The 22,981-nt window shown below is 68.1% G+C and carries 22 protein-coding genes and 4 pseudogenes; 15 read left to right on the plus strand and 11 right to left on the minus strand.

The genetic code is table 11. The features are described 5' to 3' along the window. Nucleotides 1-28: 28 nt before the first annotated feature. Entirely contained in the window at nt 29-358 is a 330-nt protein-coding gene (locus tag ACIF8T_RS38040) for a trypco2 family protein (RefSeq protein WP_400041761.1), read from the minus strand. A gap of 367 nt (nt 359-725) precedes the next feature. Here ACIF8T_RS38040 and ACIF8T_RS38045 point away from each other — a divergent pair. Then, nucleotides 726-890, plus strand: a pseudogene (locus ACIF8T_RS38045) (XRE family transcriptional regulator); the annotation flags it as partial. Here ACIF8T_RS38045 and ACIF8T_RS38050 read toward each other — a convergent pair. After that, nucleotides 871-1,050, minus strand: coding sequence for a hypothetical protein (locus ACIF8T_RS38050; RefSeq protein ID WP_400041800.1), 180 nt, complete (start codon nt 1,048-1,050; stop codon nt 871-873). The pseudogene ACIF8T_RS38045 and the gene ACIF8T_RS38050 sit on opposite strands and share 20 nt — an antisense overlap. Before the next feature lie 171 nt (nt 1,051-1,221). Between ACIF8T_RS38050 and ACIF8T_RS38055 the strand changes: the two genes are divergently transcribed. Further along, nucleotides 1,222-2,574, plus strand: a complete 1,353-nt coding sequence (locus ACIF8T_RS38055; RefSeq protein ID WP_400041763.1) for an endonuclease domain-containing protein — start codon at nt 1,222-1,224, stop codon at nt 2,572-2,574. 1,130 nt (nt 2,575-3,704) lie between these two features. On the opposite strand, the gene ACIF8T_RS38060 is transcribed toward ACIF8T_RS38055, so the two are convergent. Together ACIF8T_RS38060 and ACIF8T_RS38065 are read right to left on the minus strand one after the other, a co-directional pair. Beyond that, nucleotides 3,705-4,190 (minus strand): hypothetical protein, encoded by a 486-nt coding sequence (locus ACIF8T_RS38060; RefSeq protein WP_400041765.1) that lies wholly within the window; start codon nt 4,188-4,190, stop codon nt 3,705-3,707. Between the two features lie 464 nt (nt 4,191-4,654). Further along, nucleotides 4,655-5,005, minus strand: a complete 351-nt coding sequence (locus ACIF8T_RS38065; protein ID WP_400041766.1) for a transposase — start codon at nt 5,003-5,005, stop codon at nt 4,655-4,657. A 353-nt stretch (nt 5,006-5,358) separates the two neighbouring features. Here ACIF8T_RS38065 and ACIF8T_RS38070 point away from each other — a divergent pair, with 353 nt between their 5' ends. Together ACIF8T_RS38070 and ACIF8T_RS38075 are read left to right on the plus strand one after the other, a co-directional pair. Next, the gene (locus tag ACIF8T_RS38070; RefSeq protein WP_400041768.1) at nt 5,359-5,538 is read left to right on the plus strand and encodes a hypothetical protein; all 180 of its coding nucleotides are present in this window, start codon (nt 5,359-5,361) and stop codon (nt 5,536-5,538) included. A gap of 103 nt (nt 5,539-5,641) precedes the next feature. After that, nucleotides 5,642-5,797: a DUF6131 family protein gene (locus ACIF8T_RS38075; protein ID WP_400041770.1), complete on the plus strand. Its 156-nt coding sequence runs from the start codon at nt 5,642-5,644 to the stop codon at nt 5,795-5,797. A gap of 1,226 nt (nt 5,798-7,023) precedes the next feature. Here the strand turns inward: ACIF8T_RS38075 and ACIF8T_RS38080 are convergent. Continuing rightward, nucleotides 7,024-7,245, minus strand: a complete 222-nt coding sequence (locus ACIF8T_RS38080; protein WP_400041771.1) for a hypothetical protein — start codon at nt 7,243-7,245, stop codon at nt 7,024-7,026. Nucleotides 7,246-7,353: 108 nt separating this feature from the next. Between ACIF8T_RS38080 and ACIF8T_RS38085 the strand changes: the two are divergent. After that, nucleotides 7,354-8,161: pseudogene (locus ACIF8T_RS38085) on the plus strand (transposase family protein). A 260-nt stretch (nt 8,162-8,421) separates the two neighbouring features. On the opposite strand, the gene ACIF8T_RS38090 reads toward ACIF8T_RS38085, so the two are convergent. After that, nucleotides 8,422-8,769: a TetR/AcrR family transcriptional regulator gene (locus tag ACIF8T_RS38090; protein WP_400041773.1), complete on the minus strand. Its 348-nt coding sequence runs from the start codon at nt 8,767-8,769 to the stop codon at nt 8,422-8,424. Nucleotides 8,770-8,821: 52 nt separating this feature from the next. On the opposite strand from ACIF8T_RS38090, the pseudogene ACIF8T_RS38095 reads away from it, so the two are divergent. Then, nucleotides 8,822-9,130 (plus strand): annotated as a pseudogene (locus ACIF8T_RS38095) (oxidoreductase); the annotation flags it as partial. Nucleotides 9,131-9,213: 83 nt separating this feature from the next. Beyond that, complete coding sequence (locus ACIF8T_RS38100) at nt 9,214-9,423, plus strand: transposase family protein (protein WP_400041798.1); 210 nt, start codon at nt 9,214-9,216, stop codon at nt 9,421-9,423. A 57-nt stretch (nt 9,424-9,480) separates the two neighbouring features. Here ACIF8T_RS38100 and ACIF8T_RS38105 read toward each other — a convergent pair whose 3' ends face one another. Then, the gene (locus ACIF8T_RS38105) at nt 9,481-13,287 is read right to left on the minus strand and encodes a WD40 repeat domain-containing protein (protein ID WP_400041775.1); all 3,807 of its coding nucleotides are present in this window, start codon (nt 13,285-13,287) and stop codon (nt 9,481-9,483) included. 277 nt (nt 13,288-13,564) lie between these two features. Here ACIF8T_RS38105 and ACIF8T_RS38110 point away from each other — a divergent pair, with 277 nt between their 5' ends. The 3 genes from ACIF8T_RS38110 (at nt 13,565) to ACIF8T_RS38120 (ending at nt 15,109) form a co-directional block, all read left to right on the plus strand. After that, complete coding sequence (locus tag ACIF8T_RS38110) at nt 13,565-14,287, plus strand: hypothetical protein (RefSeq protein ID WP_400041776.1); 723 nt, start codon at nt 13,565-13,567, stop codon at nt 14,285-14,287. 118 nt (nt 14,288-14,405) lie between these two features. After that, nucleotides 14,406-14,849 (plus strand): hypothetical protein, encoded by a 444-nt coding sequence (locus ACIF8T_RS38115; protein ID WP_400041778.1) that lies wholly within the window; start codon nt 14,406-14,408, stop codon nt 14,847-14,849. A gap of 47 nt (nt 14,850-14,896) precedes the next feature. Then, a complete protein-coding gene (locus ACIF8T_RS38120; RefSeq protein ID WP_400041801.1) occupies nt 14,897-15,109 on the plus strand; it encodes a hypothetical protein in 213 nt (70 codons plus the stop codon). 102 nt (nt 15,110-15,211) lie between these two features. Here ACIF8T_RS38120 and ACIF8T_RS38125 read toward each other — a convergent pair whose 3' ends face one another. The 3 genes and pseudogenes from ACIF8T_RS38125 to ACIF8T_RS38135 form a co-directional block, all read right to left on the minus strand. Beyond that, nucleotides 15,212-15,523, minus strand: a complete 312-nt coding sequence (locus ACIF8T_RS38125; protein ID WP_400041799.1) for an RICIN domain-containing protein — start codon at nt 15,521-15,523, stop codon at nt 15,212-15,214. Between the two features lie 2 nt (nt 15,524-15,525). Continuing rightward, entirely contained in the window at nt 15,526-15,912 is a 387-nt protein-coding gene (locus ACIF8T_RS38130; protein WP_400041802.1) for a hypothetical protein, read from the minus strand. Nucleotides 15,913-16,006: 94 nt separating this feature from the next. Continuing rightward, nucleotides 16,007-16,240 (minus strand): annotated as a pseudogene (locus ACIF8T_RS38135) (IS1380 family transposase); the annotation flags it as partial. Between the two features lie 276 nt (nt 16,241-16,516). Between ACIF8T_RS38135 and ACIF8T_RS38140 the strand changes: the two are divergent. Continuing rightward, nucleotides 16,517-16,825: a transposase gene (locus ACIF8T_RS38140; protein ID WP_400041779.1), complete on the plus strand. Its 309-nt coding sequence runs from the start codon at nt 16,517-16,519 to the stop codon at nt 16,823-16,825. Further along, nucleotides 16,822-17,694 (plus strand): IS3 family transposase, encoded by an 873-nt coding sequence (locus tag ACIF8T_RS38145; RefSeq protein WP_400041781.1) that lies wholly within the window; start codon nt 16,822-16,824, stop codon nt 17,692-17,694. The genes ACIF8T_RS38140 and ACIF8T_RS38145 overlap by 4 nt, the downstream gene beginning before the upstream one ends. A 130-nt stretch (nt 17,695-17,824) precedes the next feature. Here the strand turns inward: ACIF8T_RS38145 and ACIF8T_RS38150 are convergent, their stop codons facing one another. Further along, nucleotides 17,825-20,119: an ATP-binding protein gene (locus ACIF8T_RS38150; protein ID WP_400041782.1), complete on the minus strand. Its 2,295-nt coding sequence runs from the start codon at nt 20,117-20,119 to the stop codon at nt 17,825-17,827. A gap of 345 nt (nt 20,120-20,464) precedes the next feature. Here ACIF8T_RS38150 and ACIF8T_RS38155 point away from each other — a divergent pair, with 345 nt between their 5' ends. The 3 genes from ACIF8T_RS38155 (at nt 20,465) to ACIF8T_RS38165 (ending at nt 22,626) form a co-directional block, all read left to right on the plus strand. Beyond that, the gene (locus ACIF8T_RS38155; RefSeq protein WP_400041784.1) at nt 20,465-21,322 is read left to right on the plus strand and encodes a hypothetical protein; all 858 of its coding nucleotides are present in this window, start codon (nt 20,465-20,467) and stop codon (nt 21,320-21,322) included. A 90-nt stretch (nt 21,323-21,412) separates the two neighbouring features. Then, on the plus strand, nt 21,413-21,778 hold the full coding sequence (locus ACIF8T_RS38160; protein ID WP_400041785.1) for a beta/gamma crystallin domain-containing protein: 366 nt from the start codon (nt 21,413-21,415) through the stop codon (nt 21,776-21,778). 473 nt (nt 21,779-22,251) lie between these two features. Continuing rightward, nucleotides 22,252-22,626 carry a beta/gamma crystallin domain-containing protein gene (locus tag ACIF8T_RS38165; RefSeq protein ID WP_400041787.1) on the plus strand — a complete coding sequence of 125 codons (375 nt, stop codon included), beginning with the start codon at nt 22,252-22,254 and terminating at the stop codon, nt 22,624-22,626. Nucleotides 22,627-22,981 lie beyond the last annotated feature (355 nt).

The following is a 22,981-nucleotide window of genomic DNA, read 5'->3' on the forward strand; positions in this document are numbered from 1 at the left end:
CCCGGAAGGAAGACGCGTGTCATCGGGCTCACCGGATGAGAAGGTCGTCGTCCGGAACAGCGTCGGCCGCCGTGTCCCGCCCTCGCGCGACGATCCTCACCGGGCCGTCACCACGACGCGGTGTGAGGGTCACCATCACCCGGTGGCTGTGACCGCGCGCTGCGGAACCCTCGGCGTCTGCGGTGACGACCCAGGCACGGAAACCGGCTTTGGCCCGCGCCTCATGGCGGATTTCAACGAGAAACTCCAACTCGATCGGACCGACGTCGAAGGTGACGTCCTGGCCCTCGCCACGTCGAGCGGCCTCCATGAGGCTGTCGCGCACAGCGGCGACGGCGTCCCCGAGCTCGATCTTCAAATGGTCCCCCCGGACTCATACGCAGTCGCAGAGGCCGGGCACTCCGCCTGGCGCTCCACCGCAGCGGACCGACTATAGCCAAGGGGCGGTTGCCCTGTCCGGCGGATCGGGAAGGCGGGGTGCCCCTGCCCACCGAACCGGATCGGAAGGCGGCTTTCGGGCCCGCCCCAGTGCGAGATTGACGCTCGTGTTGCGGTCAGCTCGCGACGCCGGCAGAGCCCTCGGCGAAGCCGGTTTCGCTGCGAGGGACCGCCCGCGGTGGAGGAGGCATTCCCGAAAAGACAGGCGGTCAGCCCGAAGCCCTCTGGATGACCAACTCAAGGGGGTCGGCGATGTGGTTATGGTGCCCGCAGTTGGGCTCGGCGTAGTCCCGCAGCACGCCGCCTGCCTCTTCGACGCCCAGGAAGCCGGCGCCAGCGACCAGCAGCTCCAGCAGATCGCCGCCGACGCGCTGCGCGAGGTGTACTTCCAGGACGGCGGCCGCCGCGCCGGGAGCCTGGACGAGGTCCGCTTCACCGACATCGAACGCGTTCTCCCTCGCCGATGGAGTGCGACACCTCCGGCGTCCAGTCCCAGGGGCCGTGCTCGTGCCCGAGTCGGCGGGCGTCGGCGGCGAAGGCCAGATGGGCGCGCACCACGGTCAGGGTGTGCGCTGTCTTCAGTGACGCCGCGGTGGTGGGGGTGATCGGCATGGTGTCCCACTGCTCGCCGGGCTTTCCATGCCATGAGACCGGCGGCTGCGCAGGTGCTGCGCGCTCGGCTCGGTAATGGTCTGCGCGGGTCTGTGGGCGCTTGGTTGTCGAGGCTGTAGATGTGGAGGCGCTGCGGGTGGTGTTGTGGAGGTCGGCCGTTAGCCTGTCGGTATGGCAGAGCGTGTCACTCCGGGCCGTATGGGCGATCTGATCACTCTGGGCGCCGCGGACGCTCTGTGGGCCGGTTTGACGGCAGGAAGCACTGTGCCGACGGCTTTTGCGGCGTTCACCCGCTCCCCTGCTCATGCTCAGATGGGCTACGTCCTGCTCGGCGGCTGTGTGGTGGTGACGGTGAAGGCTGGCGGCGGCCGGTGGAGTGTTGCGGAGGCCGAGGTGCGTCGGGCGGCAGCGGAGCTGAACGCGGTTGAGATGGATCGCCGGGACCTGGTTCGTATCGGTCCGTTCCGTGACTGGGCAAAGCTAGAGCACGATGAGGGAACGCTGCTGCGATGGCGTCGGCGCATTGCCCGGGAACTGCAGGAACTGGGCGAACCCGAGCGGGCAGCACGATGTGACGACGGCCGTCTCTGCCATCTGGCGGGGATCGACTGGCGGCGGATTCTCGTGGAGAAGACCCGTGACCGGAAGACGCGGACGTGGTGGCTGCCGCGTGCTGTGGTCAGGCTGCTGGATGCGGCTGAGCACACCGAAACGCGGTGGCTGCGAGCCGCGCGGACCCGTCAGGCAGGCGCAACCGTCGCCGAGTCGCCCTCCCACCACCGGCAGGCCCGAACCGTCGACGCTCCGCAGACGACGAGTTCCCACCGCCCGATCGCTCCACTGCGCCCGTACAACGAGGAACTGAAAGGTCACCTGTACTCGGTACTCAGCAGGAAACCCAGTATCTCCCGCAAGGTGGCCGAGTGGACGTGTGCCGTCTGCCGCACCGCGCCCGCCGCCGTACTCGACCATTGCCACGAACACGGCTACGTCCGTGCCCCAGTCTGCCACTCCTGCAACACACAAGAACGCCCCGACCACCTCTACAGCAACCACATCCGCGTGACGAATCGCTACACGCGCCTCTTCCACACCCATACCGCCGACTGGCTCCGCCACTGGCACCGCTGCCCCGGCTGCCGCGCCCGCACCACCCTTCCCCTGCCCCACCTCGCCGCATGGACCGCCCACATAGCTTGCCGACCACTGCGCCCGACCCACCGTGATCCCAGTAGCTCCCGCGGGCGTAAACCCTGCGGTGCGCTGCGCGTGTCCTGGACCGGCAGCCACCATGCGCCCGGTTCCTGCCAGTTCACTGTCGCCGTCGACTTGTGCCCCTCCGGAGAGCACCGTGTCCTGGCGCACGTCCCCTACCGCGAAGCAGCCGAGCGGTTTCGCACCTGGCTGACCGAGACCGTTCCTGCCGTAGCGGCTGAGGCCGGACCCGACCGCTTGGACGACCTCCCAGCCCAAGTCCGGCCCGTCATCGCGGACACCAGCGGTGAGGGCCTGGCGCTTTTTTGAGTCAACAACGACAGACCCGATACCGACGCTGGTCGGGATAATGACGAGATCACCGAGTGGCCATCGGTAGGTACACCACTCCAGCTGCGGACGTGACCCGACTCACCTCCGTTCGCGTGGAGAGGACGGCAGGCCGAGGGCCGGCGGGTCATCCATGGTCGGCCACCTCCGCTCGCGCGGGGGGACGTGGCGATCAAGGCCAAATGGCACCCCGATGACGGCTCACTTCCCCGCGGACACTCCTGCGACTTCAAGGGTGGGCCAACGGGCAGAAAACGGTCGAATGCTCCGAATGTCGGTCCGGGATATCGAGGGCTTACCACCTACTGGCTGGCCATAGCAGCAGGATTGCTAGAGATTGGTCTACGGGCGGGACGTGCCGCCGGACAGAGGCGTCCATAGCCCCTGGACGGGACCGTACTGCTCGAGGTCTTTGAGTACAGCGACACCTCGCGAGTGAGCGCGGAGGCGAGGGGGTAATAGAGGGCCACCCCCGCAGGGCGAGTAGGTTCCGGGGCAGGCGCGCGTCGTCCGGGTGAGATACCAGCTACGGGTACGGGTGCGGGGCGCTCCGTTCCTTCCCTACGTGTCGCGTCGACTGGTGGGCCGCCCGGTGGGGGACTGGGGGAGCGCTTCGCCGGGCGGCCCCGTTTATGGCGATCATCGCAGTTCGTGTTGGAGGTCAAGGATGGTGCCGTAGTTCAGGGCGCGGACGAGTTGTCCGGCGAGCACCCAGCGTGCTGCTGCTGTGTCGTAGGGCACGACGTCTTTGACCGCGGTGCGTGCTGGTCGTCCGAATGCCGAGGTTGACCAGATGCGCCCGTAGACGGCGCAGACGTCGCTGTCGCGGACGCGGACGGCGGCGGCGTTGCCGGTCAGGTGCGGGCACTGCGCGACGGCCGTGCCGGCGCACGGCAGGCAGAGGGGCGGATGCGTCGTCAGCAGGTCGTTCGGCCAGCCCGCTCAGCCGCCCTGGTTGTCCTCCAGCAGCTACAGCACCCCGCAGTCGTCGCGGCCGGGCCGCCGCACACCTGGCACAAAAGGTGCTGCATGGCGTGGCGTTGCCGCAGCGGATGGACATGCCGTACACCGGGTGTCCGGTGCCGCCCAGGACGAACAGCAGGGTGGCCTCAGCGGTCTGCTCGGCGGGTTCGTTGAGTCATCCACAGGTAGCCCGCCAGTCCGAGCGCGCCACGCATCATGAAGTCGGCCCACAGTTGCATGACTTCACCGACATCCTCCACACGCAGGACTATCAGCAGAGCCAAGGCGGTAAGGACTCCCGCAATCGCCAGGAGTGAGGCGTAGACGATCATGCCGCCGTGGTGGGAACCCAGCCTCGTACCCAGAAGTCCGGAGGGGATCTGCACGAGGACGTGGAAGCCCACGCAGTGGAACAGCATCACAGCGACGATTGCAAACGGGGGCACGTCCGCCGAAGGGTTGCCGGCCGGTGCCGCGCCGTAGGCGTCGAGAGCCCAGGCCGGAGGGATTACGTAGGTGAACAGCAGGATCGCGCCACTCAGATGCATGGCGCCGAGATGATGTGCGACCTGGCGGAGAGCGCCTCGCGACTCGCCGCCCGGTCCGAGCGGACGAGCCATGCCGATGTTCACGCGACCCCCTGATGCCTGAGCGCCCTCTATGTGAGCGGCACAGTACAACCACCGGTCAGGGTGCTGCCGAGGCGGTCCGGTCAGCGGCGACTGCAGTGATCGTCTGCTGGGCCGCTATGCACCAGCGCCGTTGGCTTCCGGGCGACATAGCCGGACTGTGGTCGTCGTTGTCAGTGGTGGACCGTTTGATGAGGACTCGTTCTTCCGTGCGGACCTGGCCATGGCGGATGCATGCTTTGACTCGTTGCTTGCTCACCTGGAGATCAAGGGCTTGTCACCGTTCGCGTGAGCGGACCAGTTGGTCGTTGCCGGGCCGGGTGACGGGCGGCTGGAGTCGTTGCTGTAGTTTCGGGCTGCGGGGCGGTCGGATGACGGGAAGAAATCGTGGCAGCGTTGGGCTTCGTCTTCATCACTCTGCCGTGCCTTGCGATCATCAGCTTTACCTGCTTTGCCGCATTTCGGGCTCAAGCACACAAAGCCTTCAAGGTGCTCGCGTACACATTCCTCAGCTTCGGCCTTGCCTGTGTCCTCGTCCCGCTCGGTGTTGTCGTCTGGGCGTCGTCCCTATAGGCGTGGCTACACACTCGCGGATTGCAGACACGAGGTTCCCCCGTTGCTCGGGAGGGGCTGATGAGCCGGTCGTCGCGCTCACCGGCTTCGGCCTCGGCCTGACGGATCCAGCCGCGCGGGTCCTCGTGATGGACACCGATCTCCTCGGCCATACGGCGGATCACCGGCTTTGGCTCCGCGGCGCGGTACATCCGCACCGCACGCTCACGTAACTCCAGCGGGCACTTCCTTGACGCAGGCGTCAACCGGGCTCCTCTCTGTGAGTCCGATCTGACCTGCCGTCACCACTTCCCGTGTCTAGGGGAACCTCACGACGGGACCGGGCCTGGACGGAAGCCCGGCGGGGAGGGCTGGTGGGGATGGCAGTCCGGCGCCGACGGCCGAACGGGCGGTGCGGCATCATGACCGCGACTTCCTGGAACCCGCGCCGGCTGTGCTCGTCAGGGCGCGCGGTCGGGCTGTGCTCCGGGGGAGGAATGCCCGGTCCTTCCCCGCTTCTGCCGCATGCGGCCGGTCCGCAGGCTCCCACGCCGGATGTGGGCCGGAGCATCAGGGATCCGCAGGGTTACAGGGTGTATCCCGCTCATGAAGTTTCCCCGTGATGCTGGACGCCGCGGCGTTGGGTGAGGACACCGTCTGGTACGGGGCTGTCATCGACGAGGCGCATCTTTTCGGTCTCCTGGCCCGTTTTCGCATACTGGACCTGCTGGTCACGCAGATGCGGCAGGCGCCCTCACCGGTCGACGGTGGCCGGCCGCCGCCCACGGATCAGCCCTGATGCAGCCCCATCTGACCTGGTCGCGCTCAGCCACCCCGAGGCTTCCCTGACGCGGCGCTGGGGTTCACGGTGAGAGCAGTACTACCGCGCAACGGAGGCGGTCATGTTCCTCCTTGGCATCATCCTGCTGGTGGTCGGCTTCGTCACCGGGATATCGATCCTGTGGACGGTCGGAATCGTCCTCGCGGTCATTGGCGCGCTCTTGTGGATCCTAGGCTCCATGGGGCATGCGGTCGCCGGACGCCGGCACTACTGGTGACCTCCCCGCACACGCACCGAACCCGGCGGTGATCTCGCAAGCAGAAACCGGCGCCCGCCCAGACACCCTCTGCAGTCTTGTCCGGTGAACCGTTGCCGCGCTCCCGGCGCCGACGCCGGTACATGAGCGTGGAGGCGGGTATAGGTGCCAGGTGGCGGCCAGGTGCTCCGGCCCGGGGTCGCACCGTGGTCCGGTCCGGCACCGTCCTCGAGGGCCGCCGGCCCCGCAGCCCTGGCGACTCCGAGGTGATCTGCGCCCCGTGGGCGGTGGAGAACCACACCCGGGTGCGTCCGGCCTGCGGCAGCGTGATCCAGTCCACCAGCGCCAGCAACCGGGTCCCGGCCCGGCCCGCTAACTTCTTCACTACGGTCTTAACTTGCCTGGCCAGGCGAGTCGTACGTCGGTGGTATCGGTTCAGGACGCCGAGCACCTGCTCGCGGAAGGTGTGGCGGCAGCCGCGCGTGGGACATACCAGACGCCGCACCCGCACTCGGGCCACCATCCGTCGTTCATCGATCGGCACATCGGCACATCGGCACATCGGCCACCGTCCGCCAGTGACATCCGTGCACGCGTTCTGACGAGGCCTCGCGCACCGGGCAGACCGCGGTGTCCAGCGGAGTCCGTGCCCGCACCACGATCCGCTCACTTTCGTCGGCTGCGTCCTCGATGACCAGTGGGGACAGGCCCGAGAAAACCGTCTGCCCGAGCTCGTTGGCACCCTTCACATGAATGTCAACGACTCCTCATGACACCGTCACTGCCGAATATGAGACAGGGCCGGACGTTTGACAGACCTGTTGAGCGCGGAACCGCACGAGACAGGACGGGGCGAGATCGCGTGAGGTCCTCCACTGCCTTGGGTTCTACCGCGCGCTTGCCAGCGCCGCCCCGTCCCGGGCGCAGCCACGAGTTGTTCAGGGGACGGATCAGGTTTCTGAACAACCAGGCGAGTGCTGGAATCAGTGCAGCGGGGCACCGGCCGACCCGGAACCCGAGCACACTGGGTGCCCGGATTCCGGTGGCACATGAACTCCCCGCAGCACCATTTCCGACCGGCCGAAGGGCGATTACATGAGCCATATCTGTCGACTGACAGCCACCACCCTGGTGACTACCACTGGTATGCGCCGACGGGCCGCGATGAGTGCCGTGGCGCTAACTATGGCGGGCACACTCGGGTTCGGCGTGATGGCGCCGTTGGCGTCTGCCGCGAACGGGCCCTGCTACGACGGGCGCTGCAGGACCACCGTGTCGGCGCCCAAGACCATCAAGGTCGACAGCCGCAAGTTCGGGTTCGGGAAGTTGAAGATCATGAGCATCAGCTCCCGATCCGTGAAGATGTCAGCCGCCGACGGGCGCCTCAGCGGCAGCACCAGCCCGGGTGGCACCGTCCAGTTCAACAATCTGAGGATCTGGGTGAAATCGGTCTCCGGCAACAAGGCCAAGCTCCAACTGTCCCCTACGCGGTACTGAGCCGTTTTCATCCTGTTTCCGTAGGGTGAAGCGGCAGGTCAACGGGGGTGGATGACAAGACGAGGCTCCTGGTCGTTGCGGTGGTGTTCTCTACGCACCACGCATCGTCCGAGGAGCCTCGTTTGGTCCCGTATCGCGCCACGGTCGGCGTCCCGCATGAGCTGGTCGAGAACGTTTCCTGCCTCATCTACGCACGAAGATGTGAACGCCGTACGCGGTGGCGGAAGCTGAGCTGTTTCAAGTAGGCCCTGCTCGCCCTGTTTCACCTGCGCAAGAACGAGACGCCGCCCGCGCCGGCAGCCGGCTTCGGCGTTTCGACAGCCACCGCCTGGCGCTACATCGACGAGACCCTGGACGTCCCTGCGGCCTGGGTGCCGGGCCCGCGCGAAGTTCTGGTCGGGTTGGGCGAAGGCGACTTCGTCACCGTCGACGGCACCCTGAACGTCACCGACCGCATCCATGCGGACGAGCCGTACTGCTCCCGAGTACAAGCAGCACCGCATGGACGTCCAGGTCACCGCACGGCCGGACGACACACCCTCCTGGTTCTCCCGTGCCACGCCAGGACGTACCCACGATCTGACCGCCGTGCGTGCTCACGGAATCATCCAAGCCTGTCTCACGAGACAGATCCTCATCCTCGCGGGCCACGCCTACCAGGGAGGGCGCCGGCGCGATCGTGCGCACCCGTACAAAAACCACCGCGAACCATCCGCGCCGTACCAGCAGTTCAACCATGACCACGCCCGGTTGAAAGCACCGGGCGAACGCGCCTTCGCGCAGTTGAAGTCCTGGCGACTGCTCCGGCGAGCCAGATGCCCCGCCCGTCGCATCGGCACCATCGTCCAGGCCATCCACACGCTCATGACCTGCAGCTATTCAGGATGAAAACGGCTCACTGAGTGTTGTAGTTGCCCAGAAGGAGACGGCCAGTCGGGCTGCTGGCTCGTATGCGACCGTCAGCGGGGCTTCAGGCCGTGGAGCAGGTGATGAATCAGGGTCTCTACGCCAGCCAGGGCCGCCTCCGGGGTCAGCATGCCGCCGGTGATGAAGGCGGCCATGCCGTGGAGGGCGGCGCCTGCGACGAGGTTCAGGTCCTCGGGGGCGCCCGCGATGATCTCGCCGCGCTTCTGGGCGTCTGCGACGACCTAGGCGAGCTTGTCCACCGTCCGTTCGACGGCGGCGGTCGTCTGTTCCGAGGCGTCGGGGTCGTGCTTGCGGGCGTACATCAGCTCCAGCAGCTCCGCGTTGTCGGTGGCGAAACCGAGATAGGCCTGGGCGAGAGCGGTGAGCTGAGGTTCGAGGGGAAGTGTGGGGTCGTCGGCGGCGTCCAGGGCCTGCCTCAGCCGATCGTACCCAGTCAGTGCCAGGGCGTTGATCAGGGCCTGCTTGTCCTTGAGGTGCCGACCGGGCGTGGCGTGGCCGACACCGACCTCACGGGCGAGTTCACGCAGCGACAGGGAACCGACTCCTTTCTCACGCAGAGTGTGTTCCATAGCTGCAAGCAGGGTGGCGCGTCGGTCTCCGTGGTGGTAGGGACGGCTTTTGGTGCTGATCAACAACGCGGGCGTGATGATGCTGCCGAAGCAGTGGACGCCGGACGGCTTCGAGATGCAGTCCGGCACGAACCATCTGGGCCACTTCACGCTGACGAACTTGCTCCTGCCGCACATCATCGACCCGGTGGTGACGGTATCCTCCGGCGCCCACCGCTGGGCCGGCCGACGGATCCGCTTCGAGGACCTGAACTGGACGTCCGACTGCGACCCGCGGCGCGCGTACGCCCAGTCGAAGCTGGCGAATCTCCTCTTCACACTGGAACTCCAGCGCCGCCTCACAATCTCCGGCTCCCCGGTCCTACCGCGAATCGGGCGTGGACCGGACCGTGAAGAACGCGGCCCGTTCTCGGCGACGGCGGCTATCGCGGTAGTCCTGCTCTCATCCCGCACTGGCCGCGCAAAAACCGACCACTCACCCCCTCGCAGCAGGCTGACAACACCGTCCACTGCCGAGCGGGAGCCCGTGCTGAGCACGCCTTCTCCAGGATGAAGACTTACAAGATCCTCCGCGACCGCCGACTACGCAGCGACGGTGCCCACCACGCCGCCCTCGACGTGACCCGGCTGCGCAACCTGGTCCTCGCTGGATGAACCCCACCCCAGTCGAAGACATCAAGTCCTGTCCTCCACTCCCTTACGGGACGCCGTTCAATGCCCTTCGCACACCTCTCGATACTCGAGCCGCGGCAGATGCTCTTCCCAGACGGCTCGGGTGAGGACCTGGTCGGTGTGGTCGCAGACGTGGTCCGCGGCGCGGTCCGGGTCGAGGGTCCACACCCGGACGGTCAGGTCGTAGCCTGCGGAGGCGATCGTGTCGCCCCGAGGGCTGAACGCGACGGTGGTGACGGTGTCGAGGTGGCCGGTGAGCCTCTGGCCGAAGGGCTCGGTGCGGGCCGGGTCGGACACGTCCCACAGGCGGACCGTGTGGTCGCCGCCGCCGGTCGCCAGTTTCTTCCCGTCCGGGGCGAAGGCCAGGGCTCTGACTGCCGCCCGGTGTCCGGTCAGCTCCTTGCCCGCCGGACGTGCGGAACCGCTCCGTTTCACGTCCCACAGCCGGACCGTGCGGTCGTCGCTGCCCGTGGCCAGCGTCCTGCCGTCCGCGGAGAAGGCCACCGTGTGCACCGCCTCGTCGTGTCCGGTGAGTGCGGCGCCCGCGGGACGGGCCGATGTTCCTCTGCGTACGTGCCACAGGCGGGCCGTGGCGTCCTCGGCGCCGGTGGCCAGCAGGCGACCGTCGCGCGAGAAGGCGACGGAGGTGACGGCGTCCGTGTGGCCGCGCAGCGGTGCGCCGAGCGTCGGGCGTGCGCGGTCCCGGCGCCGGACGTCCCACAGCCGCGCCGTGCCGTCCTCGCCTCCGGTGGCGAGCGTGCGGCCGTCCGGCGCGAACGCGACGGCGTTGACTGCGCCGTCGTGCGCGGGCACGGGTTCGCCGAGCGGGGCAGGACGGTCCGGTGTGGTGACGTCCCACAGGCGTACGGTGCCGTCCGCGCTGCCGCTGACCACCGTAGGGCCGTTTGGCGCGAACGCGACGGTCAGCACCCGGTCCTTGTGGCGGAGCGTCCGCGGCAGCCGGCGTGGGCGGTCCGGGCGGCGTACGTCCCACAGGCGCACCAGTCCGTCATCGGTGCTGGCGGCGGCGAGCAGGCGGCCGTCGCGGCTGAAGGCGACGGCGGTCACCGGGTTGGTGAAGTCGGTGAGGACGGTGGGGGGCCGGTGCCACAGCAGGACGCTGCCGTCAGCGCCGGTGCTGGCGAGGGTGCGGCTGTCGGGGCTGAAGGCGACCTCCCACACGGCCCCTGTGTGGCCGGTGAGAGGCTCCCCGAGCTGCTGCGGATAGGCGGGGTTGGCAACGTTCCACAGCAGCGGTGCGTCGTCCTCGCCCGCACTCGCCAGGGTTTCGCCGTCGCGGCTGAACGCGACCGACATGACCGGCGCGGAGTGCTCGGTGAGCGGTTTGCCCAAGGGCTCGACGTGGTCCGGGTCGGACGCGTCCCATAAGCGTATGGTCTCGTCGAAGCCGGCGCTGGCCAGGGTGTGGCCGTCGGGGGAGAAGGCCAGGGTCCAGACCGGGTCGGTGTGGGCACGCAGAGGCTCGCCCAGCGGTGTGATGCCGTCGTCTGTGCTGTACCGCCACACCCGTACGGTGCCGTCGTAGCCGGCCGTCGCGAGCGTCTTCCCGTGCGGGGCAAACGTGACGGCTCGGACGCTGCGGTCTCGCGACTCGTCGGCCACGGCGGGCTTCCCGAGCGGCTCCGGACGGGCCGGATCGGACACGTTCCACAACCGTACAGTGCCGTCATCACCGGCCGTGGCCAGGATGCGGCCGTCGGGAGCGAAGGCGACAGTGGCGATGTTCTGCCCGTCGTGGCTCGCTGGCGGCCTGCCCACGACGCGCGGGCGCTGCCGGTCACGCAGGTCCCACAGGCGGACGGCGCCACCTTCGCCGGCGGCGACCAGCAGGTCCCGGTTCCCCGGCGCGAAGGCGACCGCGCCGACCAGGCTCGTGCCGAGGCGCAGAGGTTCGCCCAAGGCCCGGCCGCCGGCATCCCACAGCCGGACGGTGCTGTCGTGGCCACCGCTGGCGAAAGTGCGGCCGTCGGGTGCGAATGCCACGGAGCTGACGACACCGTCGTGGCCGGGCAGCCGTGTGGCCAGCGCTCGGCCCGCGTCCGAGGCCAGCCGGGTCCGCAGGTCCGGTGTGGAGCGCATGCCGTACGCGGCGACGTCGAACCGTGCAGCCAGACCGGAGTTCGTTTCGCGAACCCGGTCGGCCTCGGCGGTGAGCTGCCCGAAGACGGCGTCGTCCCGTTCGGCCTGCGCTGCGGCACGCGCCTGGAGGGCGACGACCGCCGTGCCGGTGGCGAGCAGGGCGAGCACGGCGAGTACGGCCACGACCACGCGGCGCAGGAGTGCGGCACGGTGCCGACGGTGGAGGGAAGAGGTGAGGAAATGTCTTTCCAGCGGGGTGAGCTCGTCGTCGACCGGGTCCAGTCGTGCCGTATGGTGCGGGAAGGCGTCGCGGGCAGCGCTCAGCCGTGAGCCTGCGTACAGCGCGGCGTTCTCCTGCCCGAGGTCTTGCCAGGTGCGGGCGGCCTCGGAGAGCGCGCGGTGAACGCGCAGCCGGTCGCGTTCGGCGTCGATCCAGGCACGCAGCCGGGGCCAGGCGGTGATGAGAGCCTCGTGGGCGAGGTCGGCTGTGCCGTCGTCGAAGGTGATGAGGCGGGCCCGGGCCAGACGTTCCAGCACCAGCCGAGTATCGGTGGGGTCACCGAAGTCGAGCTCTGCATGATCGGTGGGGCGGCGGGTGTCGGGGGTCCCGTCCCCGGGCGTCACCAGGCGCAGCAGAATGCGCCGGGCCAACTCCGCCTGGTCAGGAGTCAGTTCGTCGTAGACCTGTTCGGCGGTCCGTACGACGGCGCCGTGCAGTCCGCCGGCGGACTCGTATGCGGCCTCCGTCAAGGCGCGGCCGCTGCGATGGCGCCAGGTCTCCAGCAGGGCGTGCGACATCAGCGGCAGTCCGCCGGGAGCGCCCTCAACCTCATCCAGGAGCCGGTCGGTCAAAGAGCGTTCCACGATCAGGCCGACCGCGGCGGCCGGGCGGACGATGGCTTCCCGCAACTCCGCGCGGCTCATCGGCCCGGCAAACAGGGTGGCGTCCTGCAACGCGGCAGTCAGAGCGGGGTGTTCGGCACAACGGCCCAGGAAGTCGGCCCGCACCGCGATGACGACGCGCAGCCTGCTGCCGGAGTCGGCGGCGGCGACGAGGCGATCGATGAAGGCGTCCCGGTCGGCAGGGTCGGCGCCAAGAGTGTACAGCTCCTCGAACTGGTCGACGATCAGCCAGGTGTCGGCGTCGATGTCCGGTACCGGCTCCAGCCGGTCGGCGTGGGTGTGCAGCGGGTCCGCGCCGGGCGTGAGGATCCGCACAGCCGCCGGAGGCACGTTCCCATCGGAAGCCGCCCGCAGCCTAGGGATCAGCCCGGCCCGCAGCAGTGAAGACTTGCCGCTGCCCGAAGGGCCGAAGACAGCGGTGAAGCGGTGCTTGCGGTTCAGTTCGGTGAGTCGCTCCACAAGCTGGTCACGGCCGAAGAAGAGTCCGGCGTCACCGGGCTCGAAGCGGGTCAGGCCGCGGTAGGGCGGCCGGGCGGTCTCGTCGTCGGCGGCCTCTGCGGCCAGTTCCTCCGACGCCTCACGCCAGCGCCGCTCCCACTCGGCAATGTCACCGCCGCACGCCTTCACATAGGCGAGCGTCACCGCGCGGGTGGGTAACTGCTTCCCGGCCGCCGCCTGCGACAGGGTGGTCACGCCGTAGCGCGACTGCCGGGCCATCTCCCGGTAGGTGGGTCTGCCGGCCGACTTGCGCAGCGCCCGCAACCCGGCGGCGAACCGTTGCACCGGTCCGGCTTCCGGATCCAGGTCGCCCTCGGCTCGGCCCGGCCCCGTTTGTCCCGGCATGCTCCCCCCTTCGTATGTCCTTCCTTGGCCAACGGCGGCGCTCCCGGAAAGGGCACTGCTGTTCACCCAATCCTCACGCTTCCTTCAATCCTCTCGGCTCAGTTCACGCCCCGGAATTGTTCGGTGCTGGTGAGGGACCAGCCGAACAACCGCAGACGTCGATCGAATGGCCCAAGGACGAGGCCCCGACAGGACGTGCGCGGCGGTCCGAACCCTGCGAGGGGAGGGTTTGGGCCGCTCCCGTCCGCACACACCCGCAATAGGCTGAAGGAGGGCCATGTACGGACGACATCGCACCCGGCACCTCGCCGTGGCTGGGCACGGCAGCACTCACGCTGACGCTCACGGCGACGACAGCGCCCGGCTCCGCAAGCACCGCAGCGGAGCGGCACAGTTTCGGCGAACCGCTCGCCGCCTGGAGGATGAGTTCGACTACGGCTCCGGGGCTGACCCGACCGTACCGGACCGCGCCAAGTGGCGCCTGACGGGCAGCGACCCGGCCGCCTGTTGGCTCGCCCACGCCAGCAACGGCCGCCGCCGCGACACCAACGCCCGCCTCGCCGGTGGAGTCCTGCTCATGACCGGCGAGACGGACGGCGACACCGGCTGGCTTGCCTCGCAGCACAGCCAGAAGTACGGCAGGTGGGAGAGGCGCGTCCACTCCCGAGCGACCACGCCCGACGACGGCCGGACGTACCACCTGCTGCTCATCCTCTGGCCGGACGCAAACGAGCACCCCGAGGGCGGCAAGTACGACTCCCTCAAGAACGGCGCACCCGGTGAGCGCTGCGCCGAGGCGTTCCTGCACTACCCGCACCCCGAGGACATTCCCGTGCAGCAGGAGCACACGCGGAGGTGCAGAGTGAACCTGGCGCAGTGGCGCAACATCGCCGCCGATTGGGCCCTGACCACCTGCGCGGCTTCATCGACGGCGAGGAATGGTTTCGCTTCTCCAGCGGCGCGAGCGAGGACCGGGACTGCATCCGGTGCGCGCCGTTGATGCACCACACCATTCAACTCGACAACTTCCACAAGGACGGTCTGCAAAGCGCCGTCTGCAAAGTGGACTGGGCGCGGGTCCACGACCTGCCGGACAACGAAAACCCGAGGTGACGGCGGTGCCGAACTCCACGACAACCCGCATGCCGAAATCCCTGATCTTCATCCTCGTCCTGGTCTGCGTGCACGCGATCGGAGCCTTCTTCGGCGGCTGGGCGATCATCGACGAGGTCCAGAGCAAGCTGGATCATGGCCAAGACCCTCCCATGCCGATGGCCATGGCCTGGTTGCTGGCGCTGTTCTGCTGCGGGCTGGCGGCGCTCCACATCACCTGTGTCGCGATGGCGCGCGGGCGGCGCTCCTGGGTGCGTGTCGCGCTCATCGTGTGCTTGTCCATCGCGGCCCTGGGGACAGTCCTCACCTTCCTCGGTTCGCTGATCGCCGGAGCGCCGAGCCATCCGGCGTTTCTGTTCGCGTTCGCGGACCTGGCGGCCCTGTGGACGGTGAGCGGTGAGACGGGCCGCCGGTACTTCTCGGCACGCGCGGGGGCGCAGATCTCATGACGTGCCCGAGGTACGAACCCCCAAGGGGGCCCACCGACCGCCTCACGGTGGCGCCAGGCAACACCACCCTGCCCGGCGTCGGCTATCTGCTGCTGCGCCAGAGGCGACTGGCGGCGATCGCCGTGTTCGGCGCGGCCATGCTCGTCTTCCAGGAGCAGAACGGCATCTACCGCTTCGACCGCAGCCTCAAGCTCGACGTCGGCCGTATCCGTGCCGCACAGTCGTGTCCGGCCGCCATAGAGGAGCGGTACCAGACATAGCCCGGCGGCGGAACACCGTCCCGGTCAGCACGGCGGCCGGGACGGTGTTCCGCCTCGGTGCCAGCACCGTCCGCTTTCTGCTGCCAGGCCCGGACTGTCCGCTCAAACGCGTTCCAGTCGCCAGAGCTGCGGCTGAGGACCGTTGCAGGTCCACTGCCGGACGTTGCCGCCGGGAACGCGTGAGTCGCCGGCGGCGTCGAGGCAGTGTTTGCTGTTGGTGTTCACCAGCCGGTAGCGGGCGCCGTCGACGATGCCCGCCGCGTCACTGCTGCCGGTAAGGCCGCCGGTGGCGAAGTACGGCCGGCACACCGTGCCGTTCCAGTCGGTGGCGATCTGCAGGACCCTCGACCCGTCGGCCGACGGCAGCAGCGGTGAGCTGTAGTTCTGGCAGCAGTTCACACCTGGGTTCGGCATGCTCACCGGCGACGCGAGCTCGTACCAGGGTCCGCTGCCGTTCTCGTGTTGGCGAGGATCGTACGTCCGCTGTCCGCGGCCGGAGTGCCGTCCCGGTTGAGCAGGCGCTGTCCGATCAGCAGGATCCGTCCGTCGGGGCCGCTGCTCGGCGCGGGCGCCCAGGCGATGATGGGTGCGGCCCGGAAGTGTTTGCCGTCGACGGTCTCCGGACGGAACCCCAGTGATGCGGGATCGCCCCAGTTCCAGTCGTCCGCCGAGGTCCGGAAGCACACCATGCACTGGTACTGACCGCCGGGGTTGCAGATCTCGTAACTCGTGAAATAGGTGCCGCTTGACAGTTTCCGGATCACTGGCATGCCCGACCGGTCGGCCGACCAGCCGCTCGCCACGGCGTCGTGATGGCCTTGCCAGTGCACTCCGTCGTAGGTGCGCGGCCACCAGCTTCTGACTGTGCGCGGGGGCGGTCTCGTCGGCGTAGTGGCAGACCAGTGCGCCGTCGCGGATCTCACCGTCCGTTTCGATGGCCGGGGTCCAGGCTGGTGCCGGGATCTTGAGGACGTGGCTGTGGATGGTTTCGGTGATCACCAAGCCGACCGAGTAGGACAGCCAGCGTCCTCGCTTCGCGAGCCAGGACACGAAGTCGTGGGTGCCGCAGGCGGAATCGCAGCGGATGAGGGTCTGCCGCCCGCGCCGGTACTTAGTGAGCCCCGCCACCGCGCCCCCGCACTGCCACGTGCGGCGCGGCAGACCACCCTCGCATGGCAGGAACGAGCATGTGGAACCGAACACAGCAATGACGCCGCCGATGAGGTGATGTCGGAGTGCAGCGGACACCGATCCGTGAGCCATCCGGAAGCGTCAGGTCGAGGACCACAAGCACGCTGTCGAGGTTCATATGCGTGGGCCATCGGACAGGACTGCAGTTTTGGGCTTGATTCGCTTTGACGGACATCAGAGATCAGGGGCTTCGGCCCCGGAAGGATGATGTCCATCATGGAGAGCATGGGGAAGAAGAAGCCTCGCCCTCGCCGCTCGTTCACGCCGGAGTTCAAGGCCGAGATAGTCGAGCTGTCCCGGCGGGGTGACCGCTCGGTCGGTCAGGTCGCCAAGGACTTCGACCTGACCGAGACCGCGGTGCGGGACTGGGTCAAGCAGGCCGAGGTCGACGCCGGCGAACGGGACGGCCTGACCAGCAGCGAACGCGAGGAACTGGCCGCACTACGGCGGGAGAACCGCAGGCTGCGGGAGGACGTGGAGATCCTCAAGCGGGCCACGGCTTTCTTCGCGAAGGAGACCCGGTGACGGTGCACCCGTTCATCGAGGCGGAGAAAACCGCAGGTCACAACGTCAAGCGTGCGTGTGAACTGCTCAAGGTCTCCCGAGCCGCCTTCTATGCCCGCCGCACCGGCACGCCGGGAGCCCGCGCACTGCGGGACGCCGAGCTGACGCAGCAGATCACGGCCGTGCACGAGCAGTCCCGCGGAACCTACGGGGCACCGCGCATCCACGCCGTTCTCCAGCGCGAGGGCGCCGGCTGTGGACGCCGCAGGGTGGCCCGGCTCATGCGCCTGGCCGGACTGGCCGGCCGGCACCGAAGACGCCGGCACCGCACCACCATCCCCGACCCGCACGCGGCCACCCGACCCGACCTGGTCCTTCGCGACTTCCAGCCCGACCCGGCTGCGGTCGACACCCGCTGGTGCGGTGACATCACCTACATCGCCACCGAGGAGGGCTGGCTCTACCTGGCCACCGTCATCGACATCGCCTCCCGCCGGGTCGTCGGCTGGGCCACCGCCGACCACCTGCGCACCGAGCTGGTCGCCGATGCCCTGCGCGCCGCCTGCCGGACCCGCCGCCCGGCCGGCCCGGTGATCTTCCACTCTGATCGTGGTTGCCAGGACACCAGCCGTGAATTCGCCCTTCTGGCTTCGAAGTTCGGTGTCAGGCTCTCGGTCGGCCGCACCGGGCAGTGCTGGGACAACGCGCTGGCCGAGTCGTTCTTCGCCACCCTGAAGAACGAGCTGATCGACACCCGTTCCTGGCCCAGCCGGGCTGCTGCCCGCACCGCGATATTCGAGTGGATCGAGAGCTGGTACAACTTGCAGCGGCTGCACAGCAGTCTCGGCTACCGCACACCCGCCGACTACGAGGCCACCCTCGCGGCCTGACCACCACACCAACGGTGTCCGTCAAAGCGGAACAAGCTCAGTTTGTTGGTAGGAGAGTAGTCCGGCGACGGCTTGGAGCAGGCGTTGACCAGCGAGGCCAGCATGGATGGAAGGTGATCCGTCGGCCACTTCATGATGTCGTTTCCGTTGTGGATCGAGTGCTCGGGTCCGGGCCCAAACCGTTGCGCAGGGCTTGGATGGCCTTTATGGCATTGTCGTCACCGATCTGCTGGTAGATCGCGATGGCGCGGTCTACGTCGGCCAACGCGCCTCCGGTCTGCCCCAGTTCCCGGCGTGCCCGGCCGAGCGCGGCGTACATCTGCGCTTGCCATTGGGGAATGTTCGAGGCCGGTTCCCAGGCGACGGCCGGCTCGAGTGTTTCAATCGCTTCCTGCCACCTTCGCTGCGTGATGTGTAGCAGGCCGATGTCGCGTGCCGCCGATACCCGTGTCATTTCCGCGATCATGGGCGACGGCGCGGTGGCCGGGTCGGACGCCAGTGTGAGCCTGTGCTTGTAGGCCCACAGCGCTTCGTCGGGCTTCCCGATGCGCTCGAGCGCCTTGCCCAGGGTGGACAGCGAGTGCATCACCATGCCTTCTCGGTCGTTCACGGTGCGGAACCCTCGCCTCGCTCGGGCGGCCAGTGGCAGCGCGCCGTGGGCATCCCCGGCCTTCAACAGCGCCACCGCCAAGTATGAGTCGGCCCACGCCTGCTGTCGCAGGTCCCCGGCGATGACCGCTTCCGCGTGGGCTCGACGGGCGCAGTCGCTCGCTCCCGCGGTGTCGCCGAGGCAAGCGTTGTGCGCCCAGGAGAGGTAGTTCAGATGCGTTGCGGCGGCGGTGTGGTCGGCCAGTTCGGCGGCGGCATTGCTGGACAGGGTGAATACCCGGGGCCAGTACCCCCAGTGGATCCAGCGGTCGGAGAACCAGTGCATGGCTTCGGCCACGTCGACCACCCGTCGCCACCTTCCAGTGGCGGCGACCAGTTCCAGCGCGGCGAGCCAGCCGTCAGCCTCGGCCATCAACCATTGCTGTGCGGCCTCAGGGGAGTTCAGCTGCACGCGGTCGTCCCAGTGTTCAGGGAGAGCCTTGTAGTAGTCCGGTTCGAACCAGCGGCCAGCCGCGATCGCCGTGTCCAGTAGCCAGTCCACCGCTCGTGCTTCGACGGCGGCGCGCTCGTCTTCGGGCTCTTCTTGCTCCAGTCGCCGTCGGGCGAAGATGCGGATGAGGTCGTGCAACCAGTAGCGCGCACTGAAACCTGACTGAAGCAGCCCGAGCTCGACCAGCTCGTCCAGGGCGTCCTCCGTGTCGGCGTCCGGCAGCCCTCCCAGCACTGAGGCCAGTTGGGGACCACAGTGCGCTCCCGGCATCAGGGACAGTCGTCGGAAGAGTTGTTGCGCGGCGCCGGACAGCTGTGTGTAGGACAATTCGAAAGCCGCGGTGACCTCCAGGTCGCCAGCGGTCAGTGCGTCCAGACGGCGTTCCTCGTCCTCGAGACGGGCGGCGAGCCGGTCGGGTGACCAGTCGGGGCGGCTGGCCATGCGGTTGCCGACGATCCGCAGGGCCAGCGGGAGGTTGCCGCAGGAGTGCGCCAGTTGCGATATCGCGTCGGTGGCATGGCCAGCGGCGGGTGGGCCGGGGATCAGGTGCTCCAGCAGGTCGCGGGCTTCTGCGTCAGGCAGTGGCGGCAGTGGGAGCCGGGCCACCCCTTCTAAGCCGGTGAGCAGCCGACGACTGGTGATCACTGTCAGGACCGCGCCGGTCGCCGGCAGCAGGGGACGTACCTGGGCCTCGTCCGCCGCGTTGTCCAACACCACGGCGATCCGGCGCCCGGCGGCCACGGACCGGTACAGGGCTGCCCGGTCACCCAAATCGAGCGGCAGCCGGTTATGGGTCGGCGCCAGGGTGCGGATCAGCCGTTCCAGAACGATGCTGGGGTCCAGCGGCCGTGCCTCCAGGCCGCGCAGGTCGACGAAGAAGTACCCGTCGGGGAAACGGTGCGACAGCTTACTGACGGTGTGCACGGCCAAGCTGGTCTTGCCGATCCCCGGCTGGCCCGAGATCACGACGATGGGCGCCGGCTCGTCCGGCGAACCGTCCGCGAGTGAGGCCAGCCAGTCCGCCTCCTGGCTGCGGCCGGTGAAGTCGGGCACCGCGCGAGGCATCGTCATCAGCCCCGGTGCCGGTGCCGGGTTGCGGCGCTGACCTGCGCGGGCGGCTTGTAGTAGCTCGTCGCGACAATCACCGGTCAGTCGTAGCGCGTCCGCGAGTGCGATCACGGTGGCGCGCTGCGGCCCGAGGCTCTCACCGCGCTCCAGGTTGCCGATCGCTCGCACGCTCACCCCGGAAGCGTTCGACAACTCCTCGATGGTCATATGGGCCGCATGCCGCAGGCGCCGTAAGAGCGCCCCTAACGAGCTGTCCAACGTCCGCTTCCCCGCCGAGTATGCGTGCAGGCATCTTGTACCGGCGGTACTTGTGCCTGCTGTTCTGCCTGGGCATCGATCGTGATGAGCAGTCTACTTGTCACATCCGCCCCGATCGGGTGGTGAATGCATCTGTCCATAAAACACCCCCTGCTCGCCGTCCGCGTACCTGGCTCCGCGCCCCGGGCCGCAGATCTCAGGGTTGGCGGACCGGCCGATCCGACGAGAACCGGTTGGCCTCCCTGCGGCCGGCACCGCGCTCCTGCTCCCGGAAAGGGCAAGCCCAGCATGAGAACCGTTCGAGTTGCCCCCGGCACGCGGCGAGCCGTACGGCCCGTCATGAGCATGACCTCCATCACGGCGATCGCTGCCGTTGTGCTGACCGCGGGCTGCTCCGCTGGCCTCGCCGACAGCGCGACGCATGTGACGCCGACCCCGCCGACCATCGCGGCCACGTCGACAACACCCGCCACCGGATATGACGGTCTGACGGGCCTCCCGCTGTCCGCCTACGGCACCTCCGAGGAGGACGACGTCCTGCTGTACCGGACAAACGAGGCGCTGGTCGCCCGCTGCATGCAAAACCGGGGATACACAAGCTATTCAGGCCAGAAGAAGACCCAGACTGCCGCGAAGACGAAAGAAGAAAAAGAAGCGATCCGCCCGGCCGGCGCCTGGGGCTACATCGGCAGTGCGACCGCCAAGCGCCTCGGTTTCCACGTCGCAGTATCCCTTCCAGCCACCCAAGGCCCGACCGGCCAGGAACTGAAGGACTACAACGCCTGCTGGGACAAGGCGGACAAACAAGTGCCGTCTCTCGCCGACACCCGGGGATGGAAGCTCACCCAAGACTTGTTCGGCCAGTCGTTCCAGCAGGCGGCCGCGGACAGTCGGGTCGGCGCCGCGCGTGAACGCTGGTCGGCCTGCATGAGCACGGCGGGACATCCGGCCGACGACCCCGAGGAGCTGGCCAACGGCTTCCTGAACGCCAAGAAGGCGACCGCGAAGGAGATCGCCGCGGCCGCGGCCGACGAGTCCTGCACGCGGTCATCGAATCTGGCCGCCGTCTACTTCGCTGTCCTCACCGGATACCAGCAGCAGCTCATATCCGCCAACGCCAAAGTCCTGACCGGCTACAAAAAACAGGTTCAGGCGCAGGTCGACCGGGCCGCACACCTCTTGGCCGCGTCTGACACGACCTGAACCAAAGCCTCACCCCTCGACTCCGGACGGCACTGTGCCAGACCGCACCACCGTCCGGCCCTCCAGCACGACACGAAAAGGAGAAGTTCCATGAACCAAAAAGCCAAACGGGTGGTCCTGTCCGCGCTGACGGCCGTCGTGGCGTCGGCCTCACTCACCCTCGCCACCACGACGCAGGCGTCCGCGATCGACAAGGTACCGTGCAGTTCAGGCGAGTTCCTGCAGATCGACATCCACCCGACCCATGGGCCCACCCAACCCGTGTGCTACGCCAACGCCGGAACCTTAGATTTCGCCAGGGGTTGGTGGATCACGAAGATCTCGACCGGCAACAACCGGGTCCAGTGGCACGGGGACGGAAGGTGGCAGCCCGATACCCCGATCAACAAGTGGACTGTCTTCACCTGGCCGAATCACCCGGGTGGGGTCAGCGTAACGGGAATCAGGATTCTCTGAACCGTCGGTGTTAGCGGGGGGACGGTGGTCCTGTCCGATCGCCGTCCTCGATCTTTGAGGGCCAATCGTTAAGGCCCTCAAAGATCGATTAATTGCAGGGCCGCTGGCGTGTGAGCGAACAGGGTCGGAGCCTCCAGCGGTGGGTAAGCACGGCCTAGCCCGCTCGGCCCGAACAATCGCAATATCCCCTGGCGGAGCTGTGTCCGCAGCCCGGCCGGGGAACTCGCGGGGCCGGTATCCAGACAGCCGCGCCGACAGGACGGCCCGAAAACGACCACACCTGTCCACGTCCACGGCGATCCGTTCCCTGGGGCCCGGCGCAGGACCTGTCCCCTGCAGGAGCTACGTCGAAATGGCTCCGCAGGGTGACGACCGCGGTCTGCGACGACCGCGGCCTGCGGTGTCCGTAGCGTTCCATTCGGCCGCGGCGCTTACGCCGGGCCTTCGGTGAAAGAGTTCTGAGGAGAACACCCATGCATCAGACAGCTAAACGGGCGGCCCTGGCTGCACTGACGACTGTGTCCCTGACGGCTTCCCTCATGGCCGCCACAGCGACGAACGCGTCGGCGATCGACATCGTCCCATGCGGAAACCATGAATACCTCCACGTCACAGCGCACCTGGGCAGCACCACTCGGGACGAAAACTTCTGCTACGCCAACGCCGGCCAGCACTCTGTGGGGGGCGTCCAGGACTATTGGGTCACCCGAATCTGGACAGGTAACAACCGCGTCCAGTGGTATGGGGACGGAAGGTGGCAGCCCGAGCAGCCGATCGGCAAGTACACCGAGATGACCTGGCCGAACCACCCAGGTGGGGTCAGGGCATACCGGATCAGGATCCTCTGATCCACCGGCGATAACGGGCACCCGCCGGATCGACCGCCACCCGGCCCGGGCCGTGTCTGGTCCCGCGCGGCTGCAGCCGACGTAGTGCACCGGCGAAGGCACCGGTCAGGCCGGTGGCATCGGTGAGATCGGCCGACAGACGGGACCCGGCATGGTCGACCGCCTTGCGCCCGTCGGACGATACGAGACGACGAGCTTGGGGCGCGAGACGGCAGTGTGCACGCGGAAAATTCTTTTCTGCTGGAACGGCAGGATTCTTAGACAAAACCTGTCGCCCCAGCAGGAATGTGCTTTCTTTTTCCTCTCAGGATCCGGACGCCACCGCAAGTAAAAAACGGAGGCCAAGTGCTCAGCG

The sequence above is a fragment of the Streptomyces sp. NPDC085946 genome, from assembly GCF_044540485.1.
GTDB lineage: Bacteria > Actinomycetota > Actinomycetes > Streptomycetales > Streptomycetaceae > Streptomyces.